Origin of the sequence: Bacillus cereus group sp. MYBK108-1, assembly GCF_051917185.1 — a bacterium.
Taxonomy (GTDB): domain Bacteria; phylum Bacillota; class Bacilli; order Bacillales; family Bacillaceae_G; genus Bacillus_A; species Bacillus_A cereus.
Genome location: NZ_JBQAHZ010000009.1, coordinates 164,805 through 183,065, shown reverse-complemented (window position 1 = coordinate 183,065; position 18,261 = coordinate 164,805). Strand labels below are relative to the sequence as shown.

The following is an 18,261-nucleotide window of genomic DNA, read 5'->3' as shown; positions in this document are numbered from 1 at the left end:
AAAGCCGGTGTGCAGACGTTATTTGAAAATCATCTCCGAGGAGCCGAGGCTGAAAGTAAGTAAGCCCGGACGGATGTCTACCGTTACAAAGAACACGTATGATAGTACGTTGCTAAGTGCTATTAGTGAAAAAGCTAATAGAATTAGGGTGGTATCGCGGGTAAACCCGTCCCTACTTTATAGGGACGGGTTTTTTGTGTGCTTTAAAATATTCAAAGGAGTGATTGTATATGGAAAAAGTAGATGTAAAAGAATCAGCTGTAGGAAGAGAAATGCGAATTCGCAAACAGTGGAACGAACAAAATATTTTCGAACAATCAATTCAGAATCGAGAAGGCGCACAGTCTTTCGTATTTTATGAAGGACCACCAACGGCGAACGGACTACCGCATGTAGGTCATGCACTTGGACGAACAATTAAAGACTTAGTAGCAAGATATAAAACGATGGCTGGTTATAAAGTGTTAAGAAAAGCAGGATGGGATACACATGGTTTACCTGTAGAATTAGGCGTTGAGAAGCAACTTGGTATTTCTGGTAAACATGAGATCGAAGAATATGGCATTGAACCATTTATTCAAAAGTGTAAAGAGAGTGTTTTCACATATGAGAAGCAGTGGCGCGAATTCACTGAAAGTATTGGTTATTGGGTAGATATGGATGATCCATATGTAACTTTAAAGAATCCATATATCGAAAGTGTATGGCATATTTTGGGGACAATCCATGAAAAAGGATTGTTATATAAAGGACATAGAGTTTCACCATACTGCCCAAGCTGCCAAACCTCATTGAGCTCACATGAGGTTGCACAAGGGTATAAAACAGTAAAAGATTTAAGTGCAACTGTGAAGTTTAAAGTGAAAGATAGTGAAAATGAGTATTTCTTAGGTTGGACAACGACACCTTGGACACTTCCAGCAAACGTTGCGCTTGCTGTCCATCCAAATATGGAATACGTTAAAGCAAAACAAGAAAGTCATGTATACATTGTTGCAAAAGAACGTGTACAAGAAGTATTAAAAGAGAATTATGAAGTATTATCTGTTCATAAAGGCGAAGAATTATTAAACACATCTTATACAGCGCCATTTCCGATGAAAGAAGTTACAAATGGTTACCGCGTTATTGCAGCAGATTTTGTAACGGGAGATAGTGGTACAGGACTTGTTCATATTGCTCCAGCATATGGAGAGGACGATTATAGAGTTGTTCAAAGTGAAGGATTGTCATTCTTGCACGTTGTAGATGAAAAAGGTGAGTATACAGAGGCAGTACCATTTTTGAAAGGGAAATTTGTAAAAGATTGTGACGTGGATATCGTTCGTTATTTAGCGAAGGAAGGTTTACTGTATCATAAAGAAAAATATGAACATAGCTATCCGCATTGCTGGCGTTGTGATTCACCACTACTTTATTATGCAGGAGAAAGTTGGTTAATCCGAACAACTGCAATTAAAGATACATTTTTACAAAATAATGATTCTGTTACTTGGTATCCGGATCATATGAAACATGGACGTTTTGGTAAGTTTTTAGAAAATATGGTAGATTGGAATATTAGCCGAAATAGATATTGGGGAACGCCATTGAATGTATGGGAATGTGAAAGTTGTGATCATCAGTTCGCACCGAAAAGCATTGCCGAATTAAGAAAGCATAGTACGAAAGAAACACCAGAAGATTTGGAATTGCATAAGCCTTATGTAGATGAAGTGCAAGTCTGCTGCGGGAAATGCGGAGGCACAATGAATCGTACACCAGAAGTGATTGATGTTTGGTTTGATAGTGGTTCTATGCCATTTGCACAATATCATTACCCATTTGAAAATAAAGAGTTATTTGAAGAGCAGTTTCCAGCGGATGTTATTGCAGAAGGAATTGATCAAACACGCGGCTGGTTTTATAGTTTATTAGCAGTATCAGCACTATATACAGGAAAAGTACCGTATAAACGAGTGTTATCACTAGGGCATGTTTTAGATGAAGAAGGGCAGAAAATGTCTAAAAGCAAAGGAAATGCACTAGATCCAGTTGATTTAGTAGATAAATTTGGTGCAGATGCGCTAAGATGGGCTTTACTTGTTGATAGTGCCCCGTGGAATGCGAAGCGTTTTTCTGAAAGAACAGTACTGGAAGCGAAATCTAAATTTGTAGATACATTAGTCAATGTGTATAGCTTCTACGTTTTATATGCAAATTTAGATGAGTATAATCCGAAAGAAACGTATGATGTAAAGCTTACGAAATTAGACGAATGGGTATTATCAAGATTGCATAGTACAACGAAAAAAGTGAGAACTGCACTTGATGATTATCAATTTACGAATGCAGCTCGTGAAATTGCAGTACTTGTAGATGAAGTGAGTAACTGGTATGTAAGACGCTCACGTAATCGTTTCTGGGAATCTGGTATGAACGCTGAGAAAGCAGCTGCGTATGAGACACTTCATGAAGTGCTTGTAACAATTAGTAAATTAATTGCACCATTTACACCGTTTGTCGCGGAAGACATTCATCTAAATTTAGAAGGAAGCAGCGTTCATTTAGCCGATTATCCAGTTGTAAATGAATCACTACTTCAACCAAAATTAGAAGCGGAAATGGATGCTGTTTTACAAGTTGTTGAACTTGGAAGAAGTAACCGTAATCAGCATTCTTTAAAAGTAAAACAGCCGCTAGCAGAACTTGTATTACTTGAGCATAACGAGAATGATATGGATTGGGAATCTTATCGTGATATCGTTATGGATGAGTTAAATGTAAAAGCGTTCCATGTTGAACTCGATGAAACAAAATACACATCATATCAATTGAAGCTTAATTTTAAAACAGCGGGGCCAAAATTCGGTAAAAATGTGAATGCAGTGAATGGTTGGCTAAAACAATTATCACAAGAAGAAGTACAAAACTTTGTATCAACAGGAAGAGCAGTTTACGAAGCAACACCAGAAGGAGAAGTAGTTGTAACTGCTGAAGATGTGTTAGTTGAGAAAGTTGCAAAATCAGGATTCTCTAATACGACTAACGGACAATATACAGTTATGTTAGATACGAATGTAACGGAAGAATTGTTACAAGAAGGAGTAGCGCGTGAATTCATTCGTGCGGTTCAAGAATACCGTAAACAGTTGAATTTACCAGTTAATTTACGAGTCGATATTATTCTTGATACAGAAGAAGAACTACAGCGAACGTTAACGAACCATAAAGATTTATTGGAAGAAAACTTACTCGTTAAACAATTTACATTTGGTCACTTAACGAACGAAGATGATGAACTTTCTTTAGGTGAAACAAAACTTAGAATTAAATTAAGTGCAGCTAATTAAAGAAAAAAGGAAGTTGGAATGATTCCAACTTCCTTTTTTGTATGATTAGAATTTATTTGACTATACATTCGATAGGACCACTAGCAATTGTCTTTTTTCATAGCGTACCGAACACAATACTGTAGAAATATATTTCTACAGTATTGTGTTCAATTTATACATAAATATTGAGAAAATTTCACTTACCCTAAATGGAAAGGTAATAGAAGTGTTCATAGAGAATTACTCGTAGATTCAATTTTTATCCATCCATTTTGCGGGGAATGATTGCCTAGTGGTAATGGGATAAGGTTGAGCTACTTTATTAGGGGGAGTGGTTCTATGTTTAATAAAAAAATGGTGGCAATGGCAATGACTGTACCGTTAGTAATGGGGACGATTTCTACGGTTTCGGCATTGGAAAAACAACAGCAAGTAAAGTTAGAAGCTTATTCGCCACAGAAAAAAGCAACTGAATATTTAAAAGAAAATGCTGCGCAGTATGGATTGAAAACAGACCTTTCAGACTTGCAATATATTTCTACAACAGAAACGTCAGTAGCTTCATATGTTAGGTTCCAACAAGTTGTTAATGGTGCACCTGTATTTTCAAAACAAATAACAGTTACGCTTAACGGAGAGGGAAAGGGAGTACTCGCTGTTTCTGATTATCAGCCTGTTACAGGTGTGAAGGAAGTAACGACAAAAATTAGTGAAAAAGATGCAATACAAAAATCAATGGCGTATGTTGGAGAAGCAAGTGAGCAAAATTTATGGGCTCCTACAGATAAAGAGTTCGGATATATTGTTGAAGAAGGAATTGCTCGTCCAGTATATAAAGTTGTAGTCCATTCTAATAATCCATTTGGTGCATGGGAAACATTTATTGATGCAGAAAATGGAAAGTTAATTAAAAAGGTTGATATAAACCGAAAAGCTGAAGGGTCAGGAAAAGTATTTTTACCTAACCCAGTTGTATCTAGCGGTAGTAAAGTAGGCTTAAAAGATAATAACGATGCAGATTCAACAGCTCTAACGAACCAACTGAAAACTGTTACGTTAAAAGGTTTAGATGGAACAGGATTTTTAATTGGAGAGTATGTAACGATTTCTTCAAAAGCGAGAACAAAATCTACAAACTTACAATTCAACTATACACGTGCAAATGATAGCTTTGAAGATGTGATGTCATATTATCATATTGATACATTGCAACGTTACATTCAAAGTCTAGGATTTAAAAATATTAATAATCGTTCGATTAAAGTGAATGTGAATGGAACAACAGCTGATAACTCATTCTATTCACCGACAACGAAAGCTTTAACATTTGGTACTGGCGGTGTTGATGATGCAGAAGATGCTGGAATTATCGCACATGAATACGGACATTCAATCCAAGATAACCAAGTTCCTGGCTTTGGTAGTTCAGCAGAAGGCGGAGCGATGGGAGAAGGATTTGGTGACTTCTTAGGTGCTATGTATGAAGATGCTGTATCGACTACTGGATATGGTAAAGCATGTGTTGGAGAATGGGATGCGACAGCTTATTCTAGTTCAGATCCAACATGCTTACGCCGATTAGATACGAATAAAGTATATCCGAAAGATATAACGAATGAAGTGCATGATGATGGTGAAATTTGGGCTCAAGGCCAATACGAAATGGCACAAGCTTTTGGCCGTGATGTAGCAACAAAAATCATTTTACAATCACACTGGTCATTAACACCAAACTCTAAATTCAGTGATGGAGCGAAAGCGATTAAGCAAGCGGATGCTCTTTTATATGGCGGACAACATGCTGCTGATATCGATCGCATTTGGGCAGCGAGAGGCATTAGTACGAATTAATATAAAAAGTCGTGGCATTATAAGCCACGACTTTTTAATTTGCTTAAGAACTGGTACTAGTAAATAAAGCTATATCAATGATAGTGTGAATATATCCGTATCCCATTTACTTTTTGGCTTCTTTAAAAACAAAATGCTCTTTAAATTTTCTAGATTCAACTTTTTGACCATTTCGCATCGATCGGAATGGGTGTTCTTGCCATGTAATAATAACATCAACTTCATCTGCTTTTGTAGCAACGGGTAAATTAGCGTGTTCAAATCCAGTTTTTCCACTTGCCAAACGACTTTCCTTTAGGGAAAAGAGTTCATATTTCGTTTTCTTATTTGGTTCGTTGCGGAATACTTCGACGTTTACATTATATACTTCACTATTCCCGACATTCTTTACTGAAAAATGATATGTTTGAAATTCATCTTTTTTAGCTTGAAGCATATTCTTGTTTGTTTTTTTCGGTTTATCAATATTCACTTGCCATCGATCAGAGTTTTGAGAGATTGGTAAAGATTTTGGTGAATAGGCATACGTTTCGTTTACTACAATTAAGCAAAACAAAAGGAGAAAGAAACTAATTGCTTTTTGCATAAACACACCTCGCTTTTAAATTTTTATTAATATGCGTAAATGAATTAGTTTTTATGTAAAAATTGGAAAATATTAAAGGTGTAATTTCGGATGTAATACATAAGAATATGTATTACAAAATTAACTTTTCACACTTTAGAAGAAGTTAGGAGTTATAAAACCAGAATGTTTCAAAAAAAGCTTGCGTTTTATAAGGTGAGGAGTTAGAATACTCTGTAAATATAAAAAGTGATGATCAGGAAAAGTACATGGTGCAAAGGTCTACAGAGAGCAGCCGGTTGCTGGGAAGGTTGCGATACCGCATGATGGAAAGACACCTGTGAGTGTTGCTTTGAACGTGATTATTAGTAAAAGCAAACGGTACCTACCGTTATCAGGGCTAAGATGGTCAATATGACAATTTGGGTGGTACCGCGGAAAAAATCCGTCCCTATTTATAGGGGCGGATTTTTGTATTCTTTGAAAGGGGGTGAGTGACCGTGGATGATGACGATGACAACAATAACGTAAATAAATATAAAATTACTGGAGGGAAAAATAATGGATTCAATAATGAAGCGTTCACTCACAAAAGAATGTACAAAGAAAAGCGGAAAGGTTGTATTACTTCAAGGATGGGTAAAAAAGATTCGACATCTTGGAAATGTTAGTTTTTTATTATTACGGGACAGAACAGGAGTAATTCAATGTGTATTAGAAAATGAATTGGCCGGATATAAAGTTGATGTAGAAAGTGTCGTCCATGTAATCGGTGAAACAGTCGAGACGTCGAAAACAGAATTGGGTGTTGAAGTACTTGCTCATGAAGTGAAAGTAATAAACGGTGCAGAGCCACTTCCATTTGAAATAAATAAAAAGAAGTTACAAGTTGGCTTAGATCAACTACTTAATGAGCGAGTAATATCATTAAGGCATGAGCGAACCGCAGCGATTTTTAAAGTGAAATCTACACTCGTTCAGAGCTTTAGTGAATTTCTTATAGAGAACGATTTCACACGGATCTTTACGCCGAAAATTGTTTCGCAAGGGGCAGAAGGAGGAGCAAATGTTTTTAAGCTTCCATACTTCCAAAAAGAAGCTTATTTAGCACAATCACCACAGTTTTATAAGCAAATGATGGTGGCAGGTGGGTTAGAACGAGTTTTTGAAATTGCACCTGTATATAGAGCGGAACATCATAATTCTTCCCGTCATTTGAATGAATATATATCGTTAGACGTAGAACTTGGTTTTATTCATGATTTTTATGAAGTGATGCAACTAGAAACGGATGTTTTACGATATATGTTTCAACAAGTAGCGAAAAAATGTGAAATAGAACTACAACTATTACAAATAGAAGTACCTGTTATTACTGAAATACCTAAAATTACATTGTTAGAAGCACAAGAAATTTTGAAAAGTAAGTATCGTAAAGAATCTCCTGTAGGGGATTTAGATACAGAAGGTGAAAAGTTACTAGGGAAATATGTAAAGGAAACATATAATAGTGAATTTGTTTTCATTACACATTATCCGAAAGAAGCGAGACCGATGTATACGATGCAAAATAAAGAGAATCCAGCTATTACTGATTCATTCGACTTATTATATAAAGGGCTAGAAATAACGTCAGGGGCACAGCGAATTCATAATTATGAATTGTTACTCGCTTCGTTTAAAGAAAAAGGATTACATCCAGAGAAATTTCAATCTTATTTAAATACATTCCGATATGGTTGTCCACCACATGGAGGTTTCGGAATTGGGTTAGAAAGGATTGTATATAAACTATTAGAATTAACAAATGTACGAGAGGCTAGTGCTTTTCCAAGAGACTGTACAAGACTTATCCCTTAATAATGAGGAGGAATGTATCCGTTGTGCTATTTTATAGTACAACGGTTTTTTAGTTCCTAAAATTCAGCACTTTCTCACCAGATTTTAATGTAAGCTTAATTGTGCTCTCTTTTTTCACCTTTAATATAAGCCGTAGATACGAAAGATATATAAGGTGAAGGGAGAAATAATACATGCGTATTTTAGTTGTACCATCAGGATTTAAAGAAAGTTTAGGGGCGAAGGAAGCTGCTGATGTAATGAAAGAAGGGATTTTAAAAGTTATGCCACTTGCTACTGTAGAGACTTTACCAATGGTTGATGGTGGGGAAGGTTTTACAGAGACAATTATAAATATTACTGGTGGAAAAATGTATAAAGTACAAGTAATGGGACCTGTTGGAGATGAGATACAATCTTATTTTGGTGTTTTTGAAACGAGAAATGGTGAGCGTACAGCTGTTATTGAAATGGCTGCGGCGGCTGGGCTACGCCTTGTACCGAGAGATTTACGTGATCCAAGAAAAACGACTACTCATGGTGTTGGACAGTTAATAGAATTAGCTTTAAATAAAGGGGTAGATCGTATATTAATAGGGTGTGGTGATTCAGGTACATCTGATGGAGGAGCTGGTATGGCTCAAGCATTAGGTGTAAAGTTTTTAAATAGAGATGGAAAGGAATTGCAAATTCAAGGAGGAACATCTTTATTACAAGTTTCGAAAATAGATACATTACAAGTAGATCCTAGATTAAGGCATGTTCAAATCGATGTTGCTTGTAATTGGTTTAATCAATTATGCGGTGAGCATGGAGTAGCTAGAGTGTTTGGTCCGCAAAAGGGTGCTAACGAAGAACAAGTAATAGAACTAGAAAAAGCATTGGAGCGCTATGCTTCTATTATAAAAAAAGATATAGGTATAGATGTACATCATACACCAGGAAGTGGTGCATCTGGCGGTCTTGGTGCTGGACTACAAGCTTTAATTGGGGCAACACTTCATCCGAGATACGATATTATTATGAAGTATATGGATTTAAATAAACTATTGTTAAAGTGTGATCTTGTATTTACCGCGGAAGGAAGTATAGATTTTCAAACACCACGTGGAAAAATTCCAGCTGAGGTGGCTAAATGTGCAAAAAAATATGGGTTACCAGTAATAGCGTTAGTAGGGACAGTCGGTAAAGGAGCACGTATTAATTATGATTATGGAATTGATGCATATACAAGTATACTACCAATGCCATCTTCTTTGGAAAATGCATTTTCAAATGCAGAGAAATGGCTTCGTGATTGTACAGAGAGTACGATGCGTACAGTGTTAGTCGGTTATCAAATCGCTTCTCGGCTGAATAAAAGTGGGTACGTATCATGATTGAAAAAAATGTAGTGGAATTACATGTGAATAGTACTGATAATCCGAAAACTAAGCCATCTTGGGTTATTCCCGTAGCGCTTATATTAATGGCAGAAATAGTTCTTTTGCTTCCATCATCATTAACGATGGAAGCGAAATGGAGTTTGTTTGGATTTTGCTGTGCAATTATATTATGGACAACAACAACGATAAATTCGGCCTATATTGCACTCGGTTCTGTATTATTTCTAATTATTTCAGGAACAGCAAAGCAAGATCTTTTATTTGATTCGCTAGCTTCGGATGTGATTTGGCTTATGATCGGTTCGTTTATTTTAGGAAGAGCACTTCAAATTACCGGTCTAGCTGAAAAAATGACGTACTTTGTTGTAAATCGCGCTCGTAATATATCAGGCTTATGCTGGATTTTAACGATGATTATTCAAATACTTGCCTTTTTTATTCCATCTACATCGGGACGCGCAGCGGTTGTATTACCTGTTTTTCAAGCTATATCTAAAGAAATTGGAAGTAGAAGAATTACGAAAGCATTAGCAATTTTAATGCCTACTGTTATTTTAGTTTCAACAAGTTCTACAATTATTGGTGCAGGCTCACATTTAATCGCGCTAGATATGTTAAAGGAATTTAATAATAAAAACATTACGTTCGTAAAGTGGTTAATATGGGGATTACCATTTGGAGTCATAATGAGCTTTATATGTTGTCGCGTAATATTATTTTTATTTTTAGATAAAGAAGAAGTAAAGACGAAACTACAGCCGAAAAAAGTGCAGGTTAAATTATCAAGAAATGAAAAATATACAATAACTATTTTAATAGCGATGGTAACTTTTTGGTTAACAGAGTCGTTACACGGTTTGGAAATTGCTACTGTAACTATAATCGGAGTTTTTTTATTAACTTTACCAAAATTCGGTGTGATGAAGTGGAAAGAAAGTTTGAAAGGTGTCTCCTGGAACTTAATTTTATTTGTTGGAGCAGCAATTGCATTAGGAAAATCATTAATGGAAAGTGGTGCAGCGCAATGGATTATGCAGAAGTTATTTTCTGTAACAAAATTTATTGATGATCAATCAATTTTCATTGTGCTACTAGTAATTGTTATTCTTTCCGTAACATCACATTTATATATTACATCTCACACTACGAGAGCAGTAATTTTTATTCCGCCACTACTATACTTTGCAACTAGTCTACAATTAAATGAAGTAGCTGTCTTATTTATAGGTATTGTTGGAATGAATTATTGTTTAACCTTTCCGGTCAGTTCTAAGGCACTACTATTATTTCAAGAAAGTGATAGAGAAACTTTTCAACCACAAGATTTATTAAAATTAAGTAGTTATTTAAGCGTTATTTATATATTTGTAATGGTTATATTTTACTATGCATATTGGCAATGGGTTGGATTGTCTCTTTAAAAATCAGGAATATATTTCATTCCTGATTTTTTTCATTAAGGATAAAATATATTGGGTATTTTTTCTTTTGAAGGAAAGTATTACTTGTTATACTAAAATGGTGCAAATATATATTATAGGAGGCTTTTATGGGAGAAAGGATTTTAATCGTTGAGGATGAAGAAAAAATTGCTCGTGTCGTGCAGTTAGAATTAGAATTTGAAGGATATGAAAGTGAAATTGCAAAAACAGGTACAGAGGCAATGGAAAAGTTCAGCAATGGTAACTGGGATTTAATATTACTTGATGTAATGCTTCCAAATATAAGTGGGTTAGAAGTTCTTCGAAGAATACGTTTGAAAAATGCTGTAATACCTATTATTTTATTAACTGCTCGTGACTCAGTTGTTGACAAGGTTAGTGGTTTAGATCAAGGAGCAAGTGACTATATCACAAAGCCTTTTCAAATAGAAGAATTATTAGCGAGAATTCGTGCTTGTTTGAGAATTTCAAATGTAGTAAAAGAAGAGGAAAATAGTAGTTATCAAATTGCAGATTTATATTTAGATGAGAAAACGAGAGAAGTGAAAAGAGGGGATAATCTAGTCGACTTGACACCACGTGAATTTGATTTATTACTCTTTTTAATGAAGCATGAAAATCAAGTGTTAAACCGTGAGCAAATTGTAACGAATGTTTGGGGATTTGATTATTATGGCGATACAAATGTTGTTGATGTATATATTAGATATTTGCGTAAAAAAGTAGATTGTAATGTGGACGTACCACTTATTCACACTGTTAGAGGTGTTGGGTATGTCTTAAAGGGGTAATGTATGAAAATTAAAAATAAAATATATTTATTCTCTACAGTATGGTTACTACTTATTTTATTAATTATTAATAGTTCAATATATTTTTTGTTTTATAAAGTGACTACGAACGGAGAGTTAGAACGATTGAAACGTGAGGCAATACATATCATTGATGGAATGAACGCAGATTCAGCAAAAGAAGTAGATGCAATAAGTCTATTGCAACCATACTTACCTTCAAACGGTATGATTAGAATTATTAATGAAAATTCAAAGGTAATGATTAGGCAAGAAGTAGATAGTACAAAACCAATTCCGGCATTAAATACGAAATTTGAAAGAAAAGAATCCGCTGGAATTTATGAGAAGAACGAGGGTGAATTTGCTTATATAAAAATGCCAATCATTTGGAATGATGGGAAAATCGTTTCGTTAGAAATGACAGAACGTTTAGATAGTTTGCAAGAGAATTTAAATATGTTAAAAAATGTATTAGTTATTGCATCACTTTTCGTTTTAATTCCATCTTTTTTTGCGGGAAGAATGTTAAGTAAACTCATTTTAAAACCTGTAAATTCTTTAATACAAACAATGGAGCATATACAAGATAGAGGGATATTCAAAAAAATACCGCTTGAGAATAAATCAAAAGATGAATTGCACATAATGGGAACGACATTTAATAAAATGATTGATTTATTACATCAGAACTTTGAAAAGCAACAACAGTTCGTTTCAGATGCTTCGCATGAATTAAGAACACCGTTAACAGTTATTGAAAGTTATGCGAAATTATTAAAAAGATGGGGAATGAAAAAACAAGATGTTTTAGAAGAATCTGTAGAGGCGATATACTCTGAAGCAGTAAGAATGAAAGGCATGACAAATCAAATGTTACTGCTTGCCAACAGTAGTGCAGAGTGGAAGTTGGAAACGAAAGAATCAGATTTAGTTCGATTATGTAAGATGACTGCGGAACAACTAGAAAAAACATATAATCGAGATTTTCGTGTTATTACAGAGGAAGAAAAGATTATTGTAAATATTGACGAACAAAAAATAAAACAAGTATTAGTAGTTTTATTAGATAATGCAATGAAATACAGTAAAGATTCAATCGATATGATAGTAGGAATACAAAAAGAAAAAGTCTTTTTTTCTATTCAAGATTACGGTATGGGAATTCCTAAGGAAGATATACAGAAAGTGTTTGATCGTTTCTTTCGAGTTGATAAAGCGAGGAGCAGGGAAACAGGGGGTACTGGTTTAGGTTTATCGATTGCCAAACAAATTATTGATGCTCATGAAGGAGATATACAACTTGAAAGTGAAGAAGGAAAATGGACGAAAGTTACAGTAAATTTACCTCATTTTTTATAAAGGGATAGGAGCTTTATAAATGAAAAAGAAATGGAAAATTGCATTGTTCGTTTGCTTTGCGGTTGTAAGTGTAGCGTTTGTATCACAACGTATTGTTTCAAAGCAAGGAGAAAGAATATTATCTGAGAAGCAAATTCAAAGTATTGTATCTGAACAGTATCCTGGGAAAATTAAAAGTATGAAATTAGTAAATAAAGGGGAACAAGATTTTTATAGGGTAAATCTTTCAAATGAACAAGGTTTATATGAAATAATAGTAGATGCCAAAAATGGAGAGGTAAAACGTGCAAAAGAAATAGCATTAAAAAGTAATACAATAACGAAAGAGAAAGCAGAAGAAATGGCGCTACAGGAAGTACAAGGTGTAATTAAACATACTATATTAGAAAAGAGAAATGAGATAGAAGTGTTCGTAATTACGGTAGAAACAAATGATAAGAAAAGTAAGGTAGTTGAGATTGAAAAAACAACTGGTAAAATTCAATTGTCAGAAAAACCGATGACAAAAATTACAGAAGAGCAGGCAAAAGAAATTGCAGTGCAGCAAGTGCCAGGGAATGTAAAGGGAATTAGGCTTGAGCAAAAAAATGAAAAAAATATATATGTAATAGAAATAGAGAAAAGTGCAAGTGAAAATGTAATCGTAGAAATTGAAGAAACTACAGGCGCTTTAATTGGTAGTTCACAAATACCAAAAGTTATAACAGAAGAACAGGCGAAAGAAGTTGCGTTACAAAAAATACAAGGTGGATTTATTGAGAAGGTAAGTATAATTGATATAAATGGTACGGCTACTTACCAAATTATTATAAAAAAACAAACTGAAACTGTTGATGTAAGAGTACATACAATAACAGGAGAAATTTTATCAACTACAGCAGTAAATAACGCTATTCAGCAAAAGGAGCCATCTCAACAACAAGATGACGATGATCAAGAAGAAGGCAATGATAATCAAGATGATGATGACGAAGGATAATCACAAAAATAAACGGATTCTCATCAAATTTTAATGTTTCTCACAGTTTTTTTTCATTTTAACATTTTAGTATGTAAGTAAGAAAGAAATGAAGAGGGGGAACATGGAATGAAATTATGGATTGGAATCGTAATGGTGCTTTTCATTGCTGGAGGGACAGCATATGGTGTAAATACAATGGAACATGAAGAAATACGATATAAAGAGAGAGAAGAAAAAAGTTACGAAAGTAAAGAGTTTAGTCCAGAAATAGCTAAGCAAATTGCAGTTGAAAAGGTAAATGGAGTTGTAGAGGAAATTGATGTAGAACGTATGGATGATAAGGGTGTATATGAAATAGAGGTAGAAACAAACGAAGATGAGGAAGAAATATATATTAAGAAGAAAAACGGGAATATTATAGCGGAAAAGGAATTTGAATTTATTAAAAATGAAGATGAAGATGATGACCAAGGTGAAGACGATATGGAGTATGATGATCTAGATGATTAATAACATCGCCCTATTGTACAAAATTACAACAGAACATTCTTTTCGAAAAAAATTAACATATTCCTTGACAGTTACAAATATAACCGATATACTTCATATTAATTTCAAAAGAAAATATATTCTAAATATTACAATGTGTTGAATAGGAGTAGTAAGGTCATGTATTTGTACAGAGAGCTATGGGTTGGTGTGACATAGTCAAATGACATCCTGAACTCGCCTAGGAGCAGTAAGGTGGAACGGAATTACATTCTTAGTAAATCTTAACGGTTAACCTTCGATATTAGGTTTGTAATCAAACGATTACTACTAAGGTGGATTCATAATGGAATCAATAAGGGTGGTACCGCGTTAAGTAAATGGCTTAGCGTCTCTTTATATAGAGATGCTAGGCCATTTTTTTATTATATGGAAGAAGAAATGGAGGGTTTATTTGAATAGGTTTATAAAATTTATTTATTTATATAAAAAGATTTAATTAGGAGGAAAATGAGATGAAACAGACGGAGCAATGGACTTCGAAATTAGGTTTTATAATGGCGGCAGCCGGATCAGCAATTGGACTTGGTGCGATATGGAAGTTCCCTTATATCGCTGGGAAGAGTGGGGGAGGAGCATTCTTTTTAATATTTATATTATTTACTGTTTTAATTGGACTACCGCTACTTATAGCTGAATTTATGATTGGACGCAGTACGCAGAAACAAGCAGTTGGAGCATTTAAAAGCATCGCACCAAATACAGGATGGCATTGGATTGGACGCCTTGGTGTTGGAACGTGTTTTATACTACTTTCATTTTATAGTGTTGTAGGTGGATGGGTATTAATTTATTTATTCAGAGGAATAACTGGACAACTGATTACGCCAGGACAAAATTACGGCACATTATTTACTGAAACAATTGGGAATCCTGCTTGGGCTATTATGGGACATTTCGCTTTTATGTTCATTACGATATGGGTTGTATCAAAGGGTGTACAAAACGGAATTGAAAAAGCAAGTAAATATATGTTGCCAGCATTGTTCGTTTTATTTGTCGCTCTTATTATTCGTTCGTTAACACTTGATGATGCAATGAAAGGTGTGAAGTTTTTCTTACAACCAGATTTCTCAAAGATTACTTCGGAAAGTATTTTGTTCGCAATGGGGCAATCATTCTTTGCAATTAGTATCGGGATTTCAATTATGGTTACGTATAGTTCCTATTTAAATAAAAAAGAAAGTTTACCAAAATCAGCAATAACAATTGTTGGATTAAATTTATTTGTTTCATTATTTGCAGGTCTTGCTATTTTTCCAGCCGTATTTTCATTAGGAATGGAGCCAACAGAAGGACCTGGATTACTATTTATCGTATTACCATCTGTATTTAGTCAAATCCCATTCGGTGGATTTTTCTTAACAGTATTTCTTGCACTATTTACATTTGCGACATTAACATCAGCATTTTCTCTACTAGAAACTGTTGTTTCAGCATTAGCAAATGGTGAACAAGAAAAGAGAACGAAATTATCATGGCTGATCGGTTTCGGCATTTTCTTAGTAGGTATACCATCAGCGTTATCATTTGGAGTATGGAGTGATATTACGATTTTCGGAAAGAATATTTTTGATGCAGTAGACTTCTTATCTAGTAATATATTAATGCCACTTGGAGCACTATTTATTAGTATTTTCGTTTCATTCAAAATGGAGAAGAAGGTACTAGAAGCAGAGTTTTTTGTAGGTGGAAATTATGGAAAGAAAGTATTTACTTGTTGGGCATTTTTACTTCGATTTGTAGCACCACTTGCAATAATTATCGTCTTCTTAAATGTAATAGGGATTATTTAACAATAAATGTTATAATATTCAGTAAAAAGAAGAAGGTGATGTTTATGGCGAATTTGATAGAAACAGGAGAGTATATGCATGTTAGAGGGAAAAAGCTATACGTTGAAACACATGGAAATCCTAAAAATAAGCCAGTCTTATACTTGCATGGTGGTCCAGGAGAGAGTTGTTATGATTTTTCATTTCACCAAGCGGAACGTTTAAAAGATTCTTTATATGTAATTATGATAGATCAAAGAGGTGTTTGTCGTTCAGAAAAAATTACTGAAGACGAAGCTTTTGGATTAAATGATTTGATTGAAGACTGTGAGGAATTAAAAAAAGTATTACAAATTGAGAAGTGGTCTATAATTGGACATTCTTTCGGTGGATATGTAGCATTGCTTTATGCGTCGATATATCCAAGTTCAATAGAGAAAATAATATTTGAAGGACCAACTTTTGATTTTGCATTAACAAGTAGAGCTTTGTTGCAAAAGACAGGGCATTTATTAAAAAAGTATGGAAAAGAAGAAGTAGCAGAAGAGTCTCTTGCTTATTCATCTAGCGATGCTAGTTCAGAAGAGTTGTTAGAAGCTTATATAAGATTAAGCGCTGAATTAGAAGAAAAAAGAATGGAGATTTACAATAATAAGGAAGATAGGACAGATGAGAGTTTATACAGTGATGAAGAGTGGGAAATATTTTCAAATCGCTCTAAAATTCACTTTGATAGATTAAAATTAGAAGGAGCATGTCATACATCATTATTATCAAAAATAAAAGATGTACAAAATCTAATGTTATTAATAGTAGGAAAACATGATGTAGTAACGTGTGAAGAACAAATTAAAACATTTAATAAAGATGCCCGAAACGGCAAGTATATCGTATTTGAAGAGAGCGGTCATTCACCTCATTATGAGGAAGCAGATAGATTTGCAGAAACAGTCATACATTTTTTGAAATGAAGAAAAGGGTGCTTCTATAAATGAGCGGCACCCTTTCTAAATTTCTGGATATGTGATTGTGATGCTAGGCCACTTACTTTGCCAATTCTTTTTTATAACTCTGTTTTTGTACATATGTAATCGTTCTTTCGATTCAAGAAAATGAGCTGTTGGTTTCACTTGTAAGGAAAGGACATCTTCAATACCACATGGGGCTGCTAAGATAACGTTGTTTAGTTCATCAAGTGTAACTCCTAAAGCCGTTGCTGTTTCAGGGAATTTAGATATAGCATTAACAGAAGAAGAATATGGTGGCATATTATTCACTACATGCATACGAGCTTGATTTTTTACAGACCAAGGGATAGTAGCATCAATATTCATTAATTTCGTTTCTAATGATTGTTCGTATATCTCATCTTGATGTAGACTATCATAATAAATCACATCAACATCAGGCATAGCCGTTTTAGCTTCATAGTCATGTAAAGTATCCCAAATTTTAGAACGAACAAATCCGGCACAAATCCACCAATCAGGTAGCTCTAGTGATTTTGCCATTTGTAATACATTCATCATCCATTCGTCGTTTTCTATTAAGCGAATGATATCTTGTTCTGTTTGTATAGTCATTTGTTATCTCACCTGCTTTTTTTTAGAGAGTAAATTTAATTCATAAGCTTTATAATCCATGTAATCCAGTAAGCACCTGGTATGAATAACAGTTGAGCAAGTAATGTACCAAAAAGTCTAGAAATCATTAGCCAAGCATACATTTTACTCATTGCTTCAGCACCTTCTTCTGATTGAAGAGCTCGCTCTGTTAAAAGAGCAATACGTGGATCTAGTAGCACTGTTAATAAAATAGTAGCAAAACCATTAATAAGACCAGAAGCTGTAGTGGCTTTTGTTGCGAAAGCTGGAATTAAAAAAGAAGCATATAGTGCGGAAAGAACTCCCGCTGTATAAATAGCAGTAGCAAACATGTTAATAAGCATAATACGCTTTGGAATACCACCGATACGCAGTCTATGAATCATTTCTAACTTTGGAAAACGGACATATTTTTTTGTGTACTTTAATTTTTGAATGTTATTCGTTTTCATCATTCGAATGAAAGAACCGTCTGTTTCAAAGTTTTGAATGACATATCCAAATAATTTTGTCAAAGTTGGATAAAGAATGATCGCGATTAATGTACCGATAGAAGCCGATAATAGTACGAGTCGTATAATATGCTCTAAATTAATAGAAGAATCTAGTTTTGCTTCATCGACAATACCACCGATTAAAAAGGCTTGTAGTAAGTTTGATGTTCTTGAAATAAGTAACACCATTCCTACAACAGACAAGGCAACCGCAATCTTCTTTAAACGTACTCCAGCTAATCGAATACTATAAGAGCTTGTTTCAACTGCGTGGATCACAATTGTGAAAGCCATTATAAAAATTAACGTAATTGACATTTGTTTCACCA

General features: G+C 34.3%; 14 protein-coding genes and 3 other annotated features (1 of these 17 cut by a window edge). Of the genes, 11 read left to right on the top strand and 3 right to left on the bottom strand.

Features of this window, described 5'->3' with window-relative positions; all coding sequences use genetic code 11:
* Positions 1 to 177: a binding site (T-box leader), on the top strand (it extends 64 nt beyond the left edge of the window).
* A gap of 53 nt (positions 178 to 230) precedes the next feature.
* The gene (gene ileS, locus ACTFSL_RS15340; RefSeq protein ID WP_440041945.1) at positions 231 to 3,332 is read left to right on the top strand and encodes an isoleucine--tRNA ligase; all 3,102 of its coding nucleotides are present in this window, start codon (positions 231 to 233) and stop codon (positions 3,330 to 3,332) included.
* A 321-nt stretch (positions 3,333 to 3,653) separates the two neighbouring features.
* A complete protein-coding gene (locus ACTFSL_RS15335) occupies positions 3,654 to 5,165 on the top strand; it encodes a M36 family metallopeptidase (protein ID WP_440041943.1) in 1,512 nt (503 codons plus the stop codon).
* A gap of 106 nt (positions 5,166 to 5,271) precedes the next feature.
* Here ACTFSL_RS15335 and ACTFSL_RS15330 read toward each other — a convergent pair whose 3' ends face one another.
* Complete coding sequence (locus tag ACTFSL_RS15330) at positions 5,272 to 5,751, bottom strand: hypothetical protein (RefSeq protein WP_001167921.1); 480 nt, start codon at positions 5,749 to 5,751, stop codon at positions 5,272 to 5,274.
* Positions 5,752 to 5,973: 222 nt separating this feature from the next.
* Positions 5,974 to 6,186 (top strand) — a binding site (T-box leader).
* A gap of 105 nt (positions 6,187 to 6,291) precedes the next feature.
* Between ACTFSL_RS15330 and aspS the strand changes: the two genes are divergently transcribed.
* From aspS to ACTFSL_RS15285, 9 genes are all read left to right on the top strand, one after another.
* On the top strand, positions 6,292 to 7,590 hold the full coding sequence (aspS, locus tag ACTFSL_RS15325; protein WP_000377334.1) for an aspartate--tRNA(Asn) ligase: 1,299 nt from the start codon (positions 6,292 to 6,294) through the stop codon (positions 7,588 to 7,590).
* A gap of 173 nt (positions 7,591 to 7,763) precedes the next feature.
* Positions 7,764 to 8,948 carry a glycerate kinase family protein gene (locus ACTFSL_RS15320; protein ID WP_061457143.1) on the top strand — a complete coding sequence of 395 codons (1,185 nt, stop codon included), beginning with the start codon at positions 7,764 to 7,766 and terminating at the stop codon, positions 8,946 to 8,948.
* The gene (locus ACTFSL_RS15315) at positions 8,945 to 10,375 is read left to right on the top strand and encodes an SLC13 family permease (RefSeq protein WP_440041942.1); all 1,431 of its coding nucleotides are present in this window, start codon (positions 8,945 to 8,947) and stop codon (positions 10,373 to 10,375) included. Before ACTFSL_RS15320 ends, ACTFSL_RS15315 begins: the two co-directional genes overlap by 4 nt.
* Positions 10,376 to 10,503: 128 nt before the next feature.
* A complete protein-coding gene (locus tag ACTFSL_RS15310) occupies positions 10,504 to 11,187 on the top strand; it encodes a response regulator transcription factor (protein ID WP_000504581.1) in 684 nt (227 codons plus the stop codon).
* Between the two features lie 3 nt (positions 11,188 to 11,190).
* On the top strand, positions 11,191 to 12,549 hold the full coding sequence (locus ACTFSL_RS15305; RefSeq protein ID WP_063220597.1) for a sensor histidine kinase: 1,359 nt from the start codon (positions 11,191 to 11,193) through the stop codon (positions 12,547 to 12,549).
* A gap of 19 nt (positions 12,550 to 12,568) precedes the next feature.
* A complete protein-coding gene (locus ACTFSL_RS15300; RefSeq protein WP_000731146.1) occupies positions 12,569 to 13,528 on the top strand; it encodes a PepSY domain-containing protein in 960 nt (319 codons plus the stop codon).
* 108 nt (positions 13,529 to 13,636) lie between these two features.
* Positions 13,637 to 14,020 carry a PepSY domain-containing protein gene (locus tag ACTFSL_RS15295; protein WP_440041941.1) on the top strand — a complete coding sequence of 128 codons (384 nt, stop codon included), beginning with the start codon at positions 13,637 to 13,639 and terminating at the stop codon, positions 14,018 to 14,020.
* A gap of 129 nt (positions 14,021 to 14,149) precedes the next feature.
* Positions 14,150 to 14,398 (top strand) — a binding site (T-box leader).
* 116 nt (positions 14,399 to 14,514) lie between these two features.
* Positions 14,515 to 15,855 carry a sodium-dependent transporter gene (locus ACTFSL_RS15290; protein ID WP_000814537.1) on the top strand — a complete coding sequence of 447 codons (1,341 nt, stop codon included), beginning with the start codon at positions 14,515 to 14,517 and terminating at the stop codon, positions 15,853 to 15,855.
* A 44-nt stretch (positions 15,856 to 15,899) separates the two neighbouring features.
* Positions 15,900 to 16,805: an alpha/beta fold hydrolase gene (locus tag ACTFSL_RS15285; RefSeq protein WP_440041940.1), complete on the top strand. Its 906-nt coding sequence runs from the start codon at positions 15,900 to 15,902 to the stop codon at positions 16,803 to 16,805.
* Between the two features lie 36 nt (positions 16,806 to 16,841).
* Here ACTFSL_RS15285 and ACTFSL_RS15280 read toward each other — a convergent pair whose 3' ends face one another.
* Positions 16,842 to 17,417 (bottom strand): nucleotidyltransferase family protein, encoded by a 576-nt coding sequence (locus ACTFSL_RS15280; RefSeq protein WP_440041939.1) that lies wholly within the window; start codon positions 17,415 to 17,417, stop codon positions 16,842 to 16,844.
* A 35-nt stretch (positions 17,418 to 17,452) separates the two neighbouring features.
* Positions 17,453 to 18,250, bottom strand: a complete 798-nt coding sequence (locus ACTFSL_RS15275) for a lipid II flippase Amj family protein (RefSeq protein ID WP_076876393.1) — start codon at positions 18,248 to 18,250, stop codon at positions 17,453 to 17,455.
* Positions 18,251 to 18,261: the final 11 nt, after the last annotated feature.

Excerpts from the sequence above, each read along its gene's own strand:
- ileS (WP_440041945.1), top strand. The coding sequence starts at position 231 with ATGGAAAAAGTAGATGTAAAAGAATCAGCTGTAGGAAGAGAAATGCGA.
- ACTFSL_RS15335 (WP_440041943.1), top strand. The coding sequence starts at position 3,654 with ATGTTTAATAAAAAAATGGTGGCAATGGCAATGACTGTACCGTTAGTA.
- ACTFSL_RS15330 (WP_001167921.1), bottom strand. The coding sequence starts at position 5,751 with ATGCAAAAAGCAATTAGTTTCTTTCTCCTTTTGTTTTGCTTAATTGTA.
- aspS (WP_000377334.1), top strand. The coding sequence starts at position 6,292 with ATGGATTCAATAATGAAGCGTTCACTCACAAAAGAATGTACAAAGAAA.
- ACTFSL_RS15320 (WP_061457143.1), top strand. The coding sequence starts at position 7,764 with ATGCGTATTTTAGTTGTACCATCAGGATTTAAAGAAAGTTTAGGGGCG.
- ACTFSL_RS15315 (WP_440041942.1), top strand. The coding sequence starts at position 8,945 with ATGATTGAAAAAAATGTAGTGGAATTACATGTGAATAGTACTGATAAT.
- ACTFSL_RS15310 (WP_000504581.1), top strand. The coding sequence starts at position 10,504 with ATGGGAGAAAGGATTTTAATCGTTGAGGATGAAGAAAAAATTGCTCGT.
- ACTFSL_RS15305 (WP_063220597.1), top strand. The coding sequence starts at position 11,191 with ATGAAAATTAAAAATAAAATATATTTATTCTCTACAGTATGGTTACTA.
- ACTFSL_RS15300 (WP_000731146.1), top strand. The coding sequence starts at position 12,569 with ATGAAAAAGAAATGGAAAATTGCATTGTTCGTTTGCTTTGCGGTTGTA.
- ACTFSL_RS15295 (WP_440041941.1), top strand. The coding sequence starts at position 13,637 with ATGAAATTATGGATTGGAATCGTAATGGTGCTTTTCATTGCTGGAGGG.
- ACTFSL_RS15290 (WP_000814537.1), top strand. The coding sequence starts at position 14,515 with ATGAAACAGACGGAGCAATGGACTTCGAAATTAGGTTTTATAATGGCG.
- ACTFSL_RS15285 (WP_440041940.1), top strand. The coding sequence starts at position 15,900 with ATGGCGAATTTGATAGAAACAGGAGAGTATATGCATGTTAGAGGGAAA.
- ACTFSL_RS15280 (WP_440041939.1), bottom strand. The coding sequence starts at position 17,417 with ATGACTATACAAACAGAACAAGATATCATTCGCTTAATAGAAAACGAC.
- ACTFSL_RS15275 (WP_076876393.1), bottom strand. The coding sequence starts at position 18,250 with ATGTCAATTACGTTAATTTTTATAATGGCTTTCACAATTGTGATCCAC.